The organism is Blautia parvula, from assembly GCF_020215665.1.
Classification (GTDB): Bacteria; Bacillota; Clostridia; order Lachnospirales; family Lachnospiraceae; genus Blautia; species Blautia celeris.
The window spans coordinates 17,117-29,994 of the sequence record NZ_CP084061.1 but is presented as its reverse complement, the minus strand read 5'-3'; the positions used below and the strand labels follow the sequence as shown (position 1 = coordinate 29,994).

Below are 12,878 nucleotides of genomic sequence, written 5' to 3'. Positions count from 1 at the left end.
TTTTTAGACACGACAAATAAGCCTGCGCTATCGCAGACTTTAAAACAGCCGGTTCCTTATTTATGCAGCATATTTCTCATGAGAATTTTTAACATTACGCTGATTTGTATATACATATACCTGTGTTGTCCGGATATCTTCGTGCCCGAGAATGGCTTGGACATCCTGTAATGACGCTCCCCGGTCAATCATATTTGTCGCCAACGTACGCCTAAATCTATGAGGATGTACATTTTCAACCCCCGCCCTCAATCCTATCCTCTTTAAGGCCGTTTCCACCCCGTTTTTTGTTAATCTTCCACCACTACGGCCTATAAATAAGGCTGGACTTTCATCCTGTCTGCCACTTAAATACAGCCGTAAATACATTACGGCCACCTCTGTTAAGTATACTGTCCTTTCCTTATCGCCCTTTCCCACTACATTCAACTCTCTTTTTTCCAGATCCAGGCTATTACGATTGATTGATATAGCCTCTGACACACGACATCCTGTGGAATACAGAAATCCCACAAGTGCCAAATCCCGGTAATTCTCACAAGCGGACTTTAGTTTTTCCAGTTCTTCCTGTGAGAATGCCTTCTTCATGACTTTCCTGTACTTGATTGATTTCAGCCCTCTGCAAGGATTCCGCTGGATAAATTCTTCATCTGCCAGCCATGTGAAGAAAGTTGATAGACATTTCCGGATATTATCCAGCGTCCGGTTTCTGACTTTTCTCCTTTCTTTATAAGCTGACAGGTAAAATCTCAGGTCGAATGTGGTTATTTCTGGCAACAACTTTCCCACATTATGCAAAAACATAGTGAGCTGTTGCCTATAATATTCAATCGTCGACTCTGCTTTCCCTTCAATTCTCTTTGTGGCCAAAAATTTCCGCAGCAATCCCTCTGCCGTGCCATCCCGGATCACCATTTCTGTTGTTCGTTCTTGTACCTCATACTTTTCAAGCTCTGCGCACAGTGCTGATTCAAGCCCAGCAAGAGCTGTTTCCGGTATAATCCCGGCCACGGCCTGCAGTACATTTTCTAATATCTCCATCCTTGCGTCCATAAAACGCCTCCTTTCCGGTATCATTGTACCAGACAGGAGGCGTGTGCAAAACTCCGCTTTAGGTGGAATGACACTACTTACGGGGCAAACCACAATAACGCCGGTTCCAAATGAACAAACATCAAAACATGTAACATTTAAGACGCCTTTTAAAAGCAAACCAGAAGTCTTCATAACTCCCAGATCATCTGTTGCTGGTAAAGTATTACTGGGAGTTGGAGTAATAGGTACAACAACAAATGGATTTGACATATATGTGCTAAGAACAAATGATACCGATACAGAAATATCATGGCTTGCAATAGGAAAGATGTAGGATTACTTAGGCCCAACAGCAAGCCACATTATATTAGTTTCAGTATTATTATTTCTGGTTATATATACGTCACAACCAGATGATTCTACATTTACTGCGCTCACGCCTTGTATAGCTGTTCCGGGGACTGCGCTGGATGGAGTCAACATGACTACCGGAGCACTTTTGAATTTTTTTGGAAACGTTAAATGTTGAGATGTCGGTTCATTTGGCTTTGGGGTAATCGGTATTTTCCCTGTCTGAATCATAAAGCCCCCTAAAGCGGAGTTTAGCACCTCTTCCACCGTGGTTTCTGTGCCGTCACTTTTTTTGTGCTTTGTCTGGGCACTGTCTGTCTCAAAGTGATAAGTGTCCCAATCTGTCCCATTATTAATCTTAAACTGTGATTTTTTTATTGCTGCCATAATATATCTCCCTTCAAATTTTGATCCATACCTCACCCTTTGCGGGGGCACTTGGCGCTGTTGTTGCCGCTGTTATCTTGGTTCCATTTCCATCTGTTATCTTCTGATCTATCTGAGCCTTGGTATATGTTCCCACGTCCGCCGCTGTTGGCTTATCACCAGCGTGGTAAACTTTGTACCCATTGTATATAAACTCCTTGCCGAATATCTTCATGCTGGTCCTCCTACTCCTAACCGGTCACGGTCACCCTGTATTTACCAGAGGCCGGAGCCGTGGCAAACAGCAGTGTGACTACATTTACACCAGTCACCTGCACGTCGCACAAAACGACATTGTAAGGGCTTGCTTTTTCCCTCACAGTCACGGTGACATCCTGCGTATTGAGGTTATGAGTTATGGCGGCTGAAGCACTGGCAGGCACATCTGCGCTGTACTTTTTCGGGCGTGCATTCCATGCTGCTTTTTCTGTATCGGTTACAAAACGGTGCGTAGCATCGGGAGTAATCATACTTGCTGCATGTGTAGATGGATGCGTATATACCACTGACTCAGATCCATTGATTTTTATGTTTCCGTTTGTTCCTGACTTTTCTACTTTAGTAGCATCTGTCCGGGCGTGTGCACTCTGGCTGTGATCGTATGCAACCTTTCCGCGATCGCCTCGATATGCTGTTGAGGCCGTTTCACCGAGAGCGATTGTATCTGAGATAACCACAAATGCACTTCCTGACCAGCGGTATGTCTTATTTGTCGGAAGATCCACATAGATTTTTCCGGTCTCACCTGTGATCTCTGTGGTATGCGTATCCTCCTTGTAAAACTTGCTGCTGTAGTAATACCCTTCCAGCACGTCATCCACAAAAGAGGGCAACTGCGCAGCCGGAACCTTACCTGTGCTATCCAGCTCTGCAAGGCCGTTTGCGGCTCCTTTTAAGGATGTGTTAAGCTTTGAATTTAAAGCGGCCTGCTGTGCTGTGGATACAGGTTTATTTGCATCTGATGTATTATCTACATTCCCCAGTCCAACTTGAGCTTTTGTAACGCCATGTGGGTTTGACTTATTCGCAATATGCGCGATCAGGTCTGTGACGGCCTTCGATATTTTACCCAGCGCCACAGACAGCTTTTCACCGGAAGTCAGCTTTGCAAGAGTGGTTGCCTCTGTGTATGTCGGTGTCTGATCGTTCGTGGCAACATTCGGCACATTTCCAAGCCCAACATCTGACTTTGTGGTACCATGTGGATTTGTACCACTGCCGGGATGAACATATTTGTTTGCTCCTTCAGCAATACCGTCCAGCTTCTTTTTATCCGCGGCGGATTCCAAACCTGCGGCTGACTGTGTTGCTACAGGTATCGGATCGGTTCCCCCTGTCATGTGTTCCGAAGCATGTACCGGGTATGGCTCCACATTTATCAGCTCGACGTATTCCGCAAGGACCGTATCACCCGCATCCACTCCGGTTTTAAGTGTAAATACTGTCTGCGACGTCTCTGTCACAATCTCATTGCTGACTTTTGCCCCATTCAAAAAGACAGCCAGCGCACCGATTCCCGGTCGATATTTTCCGCCGGTCAAAGTAAAGGCTGTCTGTCCTGCTGTAGCTGTAAATCTCTGCTGTTTTACGATATAGCTCGTGGGGTTATCATTTGCGCTGAGTACACCATCTGTTGTGATACTCAGGTTTGTCCCTACTTTAATTCCACCCAGCACTGTAGCGCTTGCAACAGGAGGTGTAAAAGTAGACGGCTTCCCGCTTACACCCGACCACAGAACACTGTCGGCAGTGGCAGCACTTTTGGCTTTAGCATTAATTCCAAGGTACACACTGTCATGGTTATGTGCTGCCGGTGGGAATGTAGATGGTTTTCCAGTCACATTTACCCATGTGATTGTATCCTGCCCGCCAACCTGTAGCCAGGTATTTGCGGCATTGTCCAACCAAATCTTTTTTGTATCCGTGGCAATATACAGTGCTTTACTCCCTGATGCAGTACCTTTATCTGCATCCAGACCCACAGTTATCTTTGTAGGCGTGAACCCCAGCTTTTCCACAATCTTAGCTTTTGTCAGCTCGTTAAGGATTGTGGCCGCCGATTTATTTTCGACGTTCCCAAGTCCCAGGTCAGTTTTAGTAGTACCATGTGGATTTGTGCCACTACCCGGATGAGCATAAACCTGCGTCTCAGATCCGTTGATTTTTATATTTCCGTTTGTTGTTGATTTTTCTACTTTGGTTGCCCCTGCGGTGATTCCATCCAGCTTTGATTTGAGAGCCAAAGTAAATGTCTCACCGGTGTAGGTGTATATGATATTTTTCCAGGCACCGTTAACATACACATAGACCACATGATCTGTTGTGTTGCAATATATCTGCCCCTCTACGGGGCTGTCCGGTGCAGTAGCAAGATTCTGTATCCTTGCATTCTGCAGTTCATTCTTACCCAAATTCAAATTAGTTAATAAATCCATTTTTCCTCCTAATTGAGATACGCTTTTCCTGCAAAACCGGCGGTAAATGTTGCTGTGAGGTTGTTACGGTCAATATAACGGATATCACCTACGACAACGGAGCCAGCGCTGTCTACCACGGTAACACTGGGATACTTATTAAGGTTGTGCGCAATCTGCCACACGGCTTGAGCTGATATCTGTGTATGTGTATATGTGACGCTCATGCCGTCTTTGCCGTCCTGCCCATCTTTACCGGCAGGTCCCTGCAGGTCAGTATATTTATAGGCTCCTTCATCTTCTCGCTTTACACCAAGTTTTGTACCATCCCAGCGGTACTGTATACTATACCCCTGTGGCCCCTGCTTTCCTTCAGGACCAGGTATACTCTCGTTTTTCGCAGTGTCTCCGCTGACGGCATTAACTTTCTCTATGATGGATTTCGTAGCGGTGCCGAAGGTTGGCTCAACTACATACCCGTCCGAATCAAGTGTTTCCATGACTTCCGTGATCCGCTCATGCAGTAAAAGGGACCACTCTGCATCCTTCGTTGTGACCACATCACCAAGGTTCCACTTTTTTTGATACAGAGCTGCATCGGCCTCGCAGGTATAAGAGGATATTTTCTCACATTCTACCAGCTTTACCCTGCCTCGGTCCGGTAGGTTCGCTTCATCTTCTACGTCCCGGGCATCCACAAACAACTCGTACCGATCAAGACCGGTTTTCTCATTTCCAATGATTTTAATGACTCGCTTTGCTCCGTCTCCCTGTCCTCCAGTGTAAGCACAGTTTTTGTATTCGCTGCTATCCCGAATGTACTCACGATTTTCAATATTATCGTAGTTGACATTAAAGATCATAGGCGGGCGGTCAGTTTGATTCACTGTCCGGTCCACACCTTCTAATACCTCAAATACAAATTGCTTATTCTGTGGGTCCAACGATACACAGACACCAAGTCCCGAGGCGCTACATAACTCCTCCAGGCAGTCAGTAAGTACGTCATACCTTGTTTGGTATGTCAGCCGATCACCCCTGCCGGCGCTTTGCTTTATCACAAGCTTAGGGATTTTTCTTTTACTGTCCGCCGGGGAAACTGCATTTGTGTTAACCAAAGCAGTCATGATATCTTCTGCCGCGGCCTTGTTAAATTCATGATGCGCTTTCCCCTTTGGCGGGACTGTTATCCTCTGCGTGAGCATATGGAGCAGAGAGAACCCTTTGAGTTCCACAGATCCTCCCTCTTCGTCATCCGCCCCGATGTACTTTATAATCCCTGTTTTCCTGGCGTCATTGTCAAGCATGATGATATTCCCATCCTGAAATAACCGGTCATACATAACAGAGGAATGGATTTCAAAATCTCCATAACTTTTCCATTTGCTGACATGGATCAGGGCCGTGTAGTCTGTGATCTCTCCGATAAAATTGATATCGGGGTCAAAAAACCGTATATTTATCCGCTTATCCATATGGCTCCTGTCACCGCCCCTCCAGGCTCCGTAGCCTGTGCAAAAATGTTACGCCAACCGGTTCCCTGCACGTTTTTAAACCACGCCTGGAACTGCCTATCAAATTCTTCTACCATTTCTTTGTATCCAGCCAAATTTTTCGGTCTGATTTCACCACATAACGCAGTATTGAATCTCTCATCAGTTATGGATATCTGACCGGTCACAGGGACATCAATACGATACAGGGATAGTTCATATCGCGACGCATCTCTCGTGAGTGCAGGTACTGTGGGTGTACTGCCGGCAGTACCTGCTTTGAGCACGGCCTGTATTGTTTTACTCTCATAATCCAAACGCAGCACAAGACGATAGATCACTTTGTAGGTGCTATTACGAGTGATCGGTATGGTCTTGTTGCTGTCGTTGTAATAAAAAAAGCCCTGCATAATAGCAAAACCGGGCGTTAAAATCACTGATTCGCCGCTTAGTGAGGCTGACAAAGTAAGGCTGCCATTACTCCCCCTACTTAAGCCGTCCTCATATATATTCTTGAAATACCGGTTGAACTCGTCCTGTCCGTACTCGGTATCTCCGTTAAAAAAACCATAGCTTTCCATGTATTCCTCCTATACTCCCAGATACCTTTTTTTGTACCGGATTATGACACTTTGCGGATTCAAGTCGTTCTGGGTACTGTACTGCAGCAAGTTGTCCCCCAACTGCAGGGAGAAGAAGGTTGAACCCAGGTCGATATAATCAAACGCATCCTCCCGGATACCGTTTCTCTCAATCTCCACAATCTTATTCCGGAATGCAGTGTTGATAAACAGTACGTCATCACTGGTAAGGGTCCGGTTTACCTGAACATATTCTCCCGTAGTCAGGTTTGTCACTCTGGGATTCTCTGCAGGGCCGTGAAATTCTACCTCTATGGGCGTTTCTACATGTCCATCGTTTACAATATTCACCCTGGGATCTCCGCGTCGTTTCATGTGAAATGGGAGCTTGAATTTCCATTTCCAGCCATCCACCCATGTGCTGATTGCCTCCATTAAGTGATATGGGGTCTGGAAATCAGGATCTACGCAGACAAGTTCAAGCAGGCAGGAAATAGGTTCAAACACATTCTGGCTGCTGAATTTCAGCTTTTGGACTTCGTACTCTATGGCTCTCTCTGTTCCCATAAAATCAACAGTTAAGATTCCGCTGCTGTAGGGGGAGAAAAAGCCAATCAGCTTTTGCCTTACTTCCGGGATGTCTTCATATCCGAGATAGTCAAATTCTATGGCTATCGGCCTTTTTAGTATTTTCATCCGTCTTTTACGTTCTCCCGCATAGCCAACATTTTCCTCCGTCAACAGGTCGTAATCCGTTGATTCCAGCCCCTCATATGCCGTTACAGAAAAAGAGGAGTCGTCTAAGACAAGCTCCTCTTCCCCTTTCCGGAATGTAAATATTATCTTTCTTGTCATCCAAATGCCAGCTCCCTTCCTACTTTCCGCAGTTCTCTTGCCATTTCTACATGCGATTTCACAGGCTGATATATATTCACCGTCTGCTCTACCTTTGCCGGTTCCTGCGGTTCAGGCGCTGTTACCGTGGCGATATACCTATTCGCCAAATGATTCCCGGCAATCCGGCTCAGGTTGTTGTCAAAATCTCCTCGCATTTTCGCAAGTAAAGAATTTGGGTCAAATGTCAATTTATCAGACAACCGGTCAACAGCTTTTTCGACACCTCGCTTGTTTTCGTCGATACCTACTTCAAGTCCCTTGTCATACCAACGTCCTATTGCACGCATAACCCTGGAAGGTGATGCTACTTTAAGGTTTCGCTGTGCGGCTGCTACAGCTTGATTTGCAACGTCTGCTGCCGCTGCTGCCACTCCGCCGCCGCCTGCCCGAATACCAGAAGCGAAGCCTGCAGAAAACTGGACACCTATGTCATAACCACTGCCAGAATAACCGCTCAGACTGCTTTCTGCATCACTGCCAAGACCGGATGCTGCTGTAGACGCAGAACTTCGACCTGAATCAATCCCTTCACTGAATGATCTTGCAAATTTTGAGCCTTGTGTCCTCCCCTCTGTAGAAAGGTTACACTCGCTCAATCCCCGAATAGTTCCGGTGCCTAATGCTCTTGCCGCACTTATAGCGGAGGATGTAATACCTCTGATACCGGCACAAAACATATTCACAGCTGAGCGGGCCTGAGACTGGAAATTACTACCCAGGTTCACTCCTTTTAGGGCAGATGCGGAAGAACGTCCAAGATTTTTAGTTGCTGAGGATATTGTACCCTGGCTCCCTTTAATGGTGCTATTCAAGATGTTGGTCGCATTTGTTCCGGTTGTCTGGAACATACTGCTGATTCCTGAATTTTGTAAGGCCATACCCGCGGAACTGCCCACACTGCTTGCCGCCGCAGCGCCCTGGCCTGCACCGGACAACATACCAAATGCAAAATTTGACGCCGCACCATTTGCCTGACCAGCAAATACACCTGGCATATTTGACGCCATAAGAGCCGCATTCGTGGAATTACCAAAATTGGCACCGCTTGCTCCTGCCTGTGCTGCCCCATTCATGAGAGTAAGATTTGCAATATCCGTAGCCGCTTGTGCGTTTGTGCCAAATACTGTAGGCATATTAGCTGAGGCAATTCCTGCATTTGCCGCCGATCCGATGGATGCAGAAGTTGACTGAACGGTATCTTTCAGGCCATTTATTGCATTTATAAGAGCTTGTACCGCATTTGTACCTGTTTCTGAAGGTTCCGTTGTTGTATCGACTGAGCTGGCTCCGTTGTTCACTTCTTCGGTCACTTCCGCCATTGCTGCATTTACAGGCTCTTTTCCAGCGTCAGCCGATTCTGTCATCGCCTCTATTGATTCTTCAGTTTTTTCTGCCGGTACCGTAGTTGTGTCAACCCCGGATGCACCTTCTGGTATTTCTTCCATCAGGTCCGCACCGGCTTCATTTACTTCGGGTTTACCTTCGTTTATTTTTTGGACAGTTTCATCCACGACTTCCTCAGCCTTTTCCCCCGCCGTCTCCTTTGCTGTCTGTCCACCATCTGCGATTTCCCCGGAAAGAATATCCATCATATCTTTTCCTGTACCATCTAACGCACCGCTATCAACTAAGTATTCACGGAATGTATTTAGGATTTCTTCAGATGTCATAACAGATGCATCCTTGAAAGCCGGAATTTCTCCGCTCATACCTTCAAGCATTTCACCCATTGAGCGCTGCATCTGCTCTTTGCCTTCACCACCAAGTTCTCCCATTGCCAGCAATGCCTGCAAGATGGATGCGCGGAGACTCTTTGGTATTTCACCTCCAGATTCTTCTATTTGCATGACAGCGAGATGAAACCCTTCTGTCATGGTCGTATAATCTGTAGATCCAAGTGCTTGTTGAATAACTTCTTGACTTACGGCTATTCCGTCAGCCGCGTTACGTGCTTCTACAGGAATCTGCGAATACATGTTAAGAGCTTCTTGTACACTTTCTGGCGTTCCTTCCGCCAACTTATCCATGACGGCATCCAAACCTTGTATTTCCGTTCCAGCGTCAACTGCTGCTTTACTTGCCTGAGATAATTTTTCCCTAGTATTTTCTAAATTTGTCTGCGCCTTTTCAAAGCCTTCTAAATCACCGTTTTTATTATAGTTCTCAACGGCCTTTGAATAATCCTTTAGCGCATCATTATATCTTTTTTGAGCCTCGTTTAATTCCCCCTGAGCCTCTCCCTGTTTTTGAAGTGCCTCTGTAAACTGGCTTGATGTTGCTTCCTGTAAAGATTTTAGCTTCAGATTACGCACATACTCATCTATGGTATTATTTACATCTTTCAATGATTGCTGAACTTCATCATTATCAGCAATAAAGCCTTCTGATGTAACATGATAATTGGTACCCATAGCATCATTTAGCTGCCCCAAGATATAGTTTGCCATATCTTCACAGCCTTCTTTTACATGCCCCGTTTCATCAAAAGCCTCTTCGAGTTTCCCCCTCCACTTTTCTATTGGGGCACCAGACGCCTCAATAGATGAACTGGTATTTGACATGGAATCCTTCAGACTATCCAAGTCATTTTGTGTCTTTTCAATGGAAGCACCAAGTTCATCCATTTTCTTATTGAAAACATCCTGTTGCTCATCCGCGCGTCCTGCTGTGAGTGCGTATGTAGCCAATCCGCCTACAAGTAGGGCAATGGCACCGGCAATCAGGGTAGCAGGGTTTGCAGCCATAATAGCATTCAGGGCAGTGGTAGCAAGACCTGCACCTTTTGCAGCGCCTGTCAAACTGGTGATGACGCTTACAACGGATGACACCGGACCGCTAACAGCTTTGAAAGTTTTAAATGCAGCCACAACGCTGACAACAGTAGGGATAATATCATCCATATTCCCGCCCAGCCTTTTAAACACTGCACCTACAGCGTTTAAAACTGACTGCGCAACGCTCAAAAGGTTTTTAGCCCCGGACTTGAATGTCCTGACGAGAGAGTCCAAGGCTTTCTTTGCAGGTTTCTGCATTTCCTTCGGGAGTAGCTTTACCAGTCCGTCACACAGGGATTTTACAATATCATTCGCTGCAACTTTAAGCTGCATTTTGTTTTTGCCAATACCTTTTACGAAGGATTTAACTACGGAAACTGAGGCGTCTATCATCTTTGGAGCCGATTGTGCCACCTTCGTAGCAAGCCCTGCCAGTATGTCTCCTGCCTCTTCAACAGCAGCGTCAAATCCGCCCTGCTTAAAAGCCTCTGTGAGTCTGTTAACGTCCGCAATCCCGTTATCTGCAGCATTCTTTAAAGGCTCCTGCATACTCTCGTATACTTCGATTCCCAGACCTTCCAGAGATGATTTGAGGATGGTTAGGCTTCCCTGCAGATTGTCCAGCATGGTTTCTGCCATTCTCTCAGCAGTGCCGTCACAATTTTCAATGGCGCTTTGCAGCTTTTCATATTCTTCTGGAGATGCTCCTACAATAGCCAGCAGACCGGACATTGCCTCCTGGCCTCCTAATGCTGACGCTGTAGCCGCTTTCTCCTCTTCACTCAGCCCAGAAAATCCCTCACGCAGATCCTGCATGATGGTATCCAGGGACTTCATATTTCCCTCAGAATCTGTCAGGGATATACCAAGCTTATTCATGGCACCCTGGGTTTCTTTCGTAGGCTTTGCAAGCCTGGTCATGATGCTTCTAAGTGCAGTTCCCGCTTGTCCTGCCTTTATACCTCTGTTCGCCATCAAGCCGATTGCAAGAGCTGTATCCTCTGCGGTATACCCCATTGCCCCAGCTACGGATGCCGCATACTTAAACGTCTCACCCATCATGGCCACATTGGTATTCGCATTACTGGACGCCGCTGCAAGGATATCCGCAAAATGCCCGCTGTCACTGGCCTGCAGTCCGAACGAACTCAATGCATCCGTCACGATATCAGATGTAGATGCTAAATCCTCTCCTGACGCCGCTGCCAGATTCATGATACCTTCTACACCATTCAGCATTTCCTCTGTTTTCCAACCGGCCATTGCCATATAATTCATGGCTTCAGCGGCTTCCGAAGCAGAGAATTTTGTTTTCGCACCCATCTCCTTAGCTTTTTCGGTCAGTTTGCTAAGGTCTGTCCCGGTCGCCCCAGAAACAGCGGCTACTTTTGACATGGCAGCCTCGAAATCAGAGCCAACTTTCACGGCAAAACCGCCGGCTACTGTTATTGCTGTACCAACACCGGCAAGAGCCGTTACCGCAATCTCTGCCGAATGCTTCGCGGCGGAACCAATCTTACTAAAAGCACTGGACGCTGCCCCTGCTGCTGCGTTACCCTGTTGGCTGACGTTACTTGTCAGTTTTTTAAGGTCTTTTAGCGCCCCAGCATTATCTATACTTGTGTCAATCGTAATTTTGCCATCAGCCAATAATCCCACCTGCCTTTCGCAAGCGTCATCGGCTCATAATGGCTCTACTTGACACTTAAATCCTTATTTCAAATTCTTTTTTGCACTTTCTGCCCTTGCACTGGATGTATACGCCCTGGCAGACAACCCTTGCCGGATCATAAGCTATGGGCATTTTATATCCACAATAGGGGCACACAATCTTTATGCGCTTTTTGTTATTATCCAAAGGGGTCCCTCCCTTCCAGGAGCGCCTGTACTATAGCTTCATCTTCTTCAGATTTCTTTTCCTGGACACGGAAATACCGCTGTAAGGCCGCATAAGCTTTCTTCTGTTCTTTGGACAAGTTTTTATTTTTCGTGTCTATCGTCCGGTATTCAATCACCTTTGACAGACGACACGAAGGGGAAATATCCTCCAGCATCCAGTTAAATTTCCACCAGTGCAGATACGGAATATCGTACAGATCAAGCCCGTACGTTTGGAGGAAGGCAGTATAGATCAAAGCGGAATCAGCGCCAAAATCCATAGGAACCGCATTATTAAGGCCCAGTGCTGCACGCGGAAGGGAACTCTTTTTTCCTATATCTCCACACTTAACAAACCACCCGATTGCATCTGCTATATCGTCAGCTCTCATATTCGGTTTGCGTAGCACCTCTTCCCCCAAAAGCATATCTATGGCTTCTAAAACCGCATTGCCATTACTCTGTCCTCTGATAATCTCGTCGTAGCGGAGGATATCCCTAAAATCCGTTTTGATTGCATACGCTTCTCCCGCAATCTCCACAGTTACTGGAAGCCGTTCTGTTAATCTCACTCTGTATCAACAGCCTTCTCAACTTCCATTGCCGCGATGAGTGCTTCATTCGCTCTCTCTTGTTCGCGCATCTGGTGATTATATTCTTCTACCAGTTCCTTAAACGCATTTGTGCAGGCTCTTAGAGAGTTGTTGGCACCACAGATTTTTTCTCCAGCGCCAGCCCCAAATATACCATCGAAACATGCTTTAACGGACTCACAAAGATACAGATACTGTTTTGGCTGCGGAGCGTTTTTATCAAGCCTGTTTGCCTTTTCTGAAATATTCTGCATTGCATCAAGATATTTTTGAAGGGTGTCTGCGTCTGTCGCATCAAAGTTAAGTTCATCAAAATTTATAATCATTTTTTACCTCCATAAAAGGCCAGGGCTATTCTGCCCCAGCCTCACTCTCCACAGTTTTTCTAGCTATTCTTTTTACGGCCGTTTTAGCAGGTGCTACGGCTGCCGTAGTT

General features: G+C 46.3%; 12 protein-coding genes. 1 reads left to right on the top strand and 11 read right to left on the bottom strand.

What is annotated here, in order from left to right; all coding sequences use genetic code 11:
• Positions 1–60: 60 nt before the first annotated feature.
• On the bottom strand, positions 61–1,053 hold the full coding sequence (xerA, locus tag LC508_RS00200; protein WP_103731779.1) for a site-specific tyrosine recombinase/integron integrase: 993 nt from the start codon (positions 1,051–1,053) through the stop codon (positions 61–63).
• 67 nt (positions 1,054–1,120) lie between these two features.
• Here xerA and LC508_RS00195 point away from each other — a divergent pair, with 67 nt between their 5' ends.
• The gene (locus tag LC508_RS00195) at positions 1,121–1,369 is read left to right on the top strand and encodes an H-type lectin domain-containing protein (RefSeq protein WP_103731788.1); all 249 of its coding nucleotides are present in this window, start codon (positions 1,121–1,123) and stop codon (positions 1,367–1,369) included.
• Between the two features lie 2 nt (positions 1,370–1,371).
• On the opposite strand, the gene LC508_RS00190 is transcribed toward LC508_RS00195, so the two are convergent.
• Genes LC508_RS00190 through LC508_RS00145 form a run of 10 tightly spaced genes read right to left on the bottom strand, consistent with a single transcriptional unit; the run spans position 1,372 to position 12,768 of the window.
• Positions 1,372–1,773, bottom strand: coding sequence for an H-type lectin domain-containing protein (locus LC508_RS00190; protein ID WP_225305285.1), 402 nt, complete (start codon positions 1,771–1,773; stop codon positions 1,372–1,374).
• Between the two features lie 13 nt (positions 1,774–1,786).
• A complete protein-coding gene (locus LC508_RS00185) occupies positions 1,787–1,987 on the bottom strand; it encodes a hypothetical protein (protein WP_054353070.1) in 201 nt (66 codons plus the stop codon).
• 16 nt (positions 1,988–2,003) lie between these two features.
• Positions 2,004–4,247, bottom strand: coding sequence for a hypothetical protein (locus LC508_RS00180; RefSeq protein ID WP_054353069.1), 2,244 nt, complete (start codon positions 4,245–4,247; stop codon positions 2,004–2,006).
• Between the two features lie 8 nt (positions 4,248–4,255).
• A complete protein-coding gene (locus LC508_RS00175; RefSeq protein ID WP_103731780.1) occupies positions 4,256–5,701 on the bottom strand; it encodes a siphovirus ReqiPepy6 Gp37-like family protein in 1,446 nt (481 codons plus the stop codon).
• A complete protein-coding gene (locus LC508_RS00170; protein ID WP_103731781.1) occupies positions 5,686–6,300 on the bottom strand; it encodes a hypothetical protein in 615 nt (204 codons plus the stop codon). Before LC508_RS00170 ends, LC508_RS00175 begins: the two co-directional genes overlap by 16 nt.
• Positions 6,301–6,309: 9 nt before the next feature.
• Positions 6,310–7,155 carry a phage distal tail protein gene (locus LC508_RS00165; RefSeq protein ID WP_103731782.1) on the bottom strand — a complete coding sequence of 282 codons (846 nt, stop codon included), beginning with the start codon at positions 7,153–7,155 and terminating at the stop codon, positions 6,310–6,312.
• Positions 7,152–11,621 carry a phage tail tape measure protein gene (locus LC508_RS00160; protein WP_207727883.1) on the bottom strand — a complete coding sequence of 1,490 codons (4,470 nt, stop codon included), beginning with the start codon at positions 11,619–11,621 and terminating at the stop codon, positions 7,152–7,154. Before LC508_RS00160 ends, LC508_RS00165 begins: the two co-directional genes overlap by 4 nt.
• Positions 11,622–11,676: 55 nt before the next feature.
• Positions 11,677–11,829 (bottom strand): hypothetical protein, encoded by a 153-nt coding sequence (locus LC508_RS00155; RefSeq protein ID WP_158587301.1) that lies wholly within the window; start codon positions 11,827–11,829, stop codon positions 11,677–11,679.
• Positions 11,822–12,421, bottom strand: a complete 600-nt coding sequence (locus tag LC508_RS00150) for a Gp15 family bacteriophage protein (RefSeq protein WP_054353059.1) — start codon at positions 12,419–12,421, stop codon at positions 11,822–11,824. Before LC508_RS00150 ends, LC508_RS00155 begins: the two co-directional genes overlap by 8 nt.
• Positions 12,418–12,768 (bottom strand): DUF6673 family protein, encoded by a 351-nt coding sequence (locus tag LC508_RS00145; RefSeq protein ID WP_054353058.1) that lies wholly within the window; start codon positions 12,766–12,768, stop codon positions 12,418–12,420. Before LC508_RS00145 ends, LC508_RS00150 begins: the two co-directional genes overlap by 4 nt.
• Between the last annotated feature and the right edge of the window lie 110 nt (positions 12,769–12,878).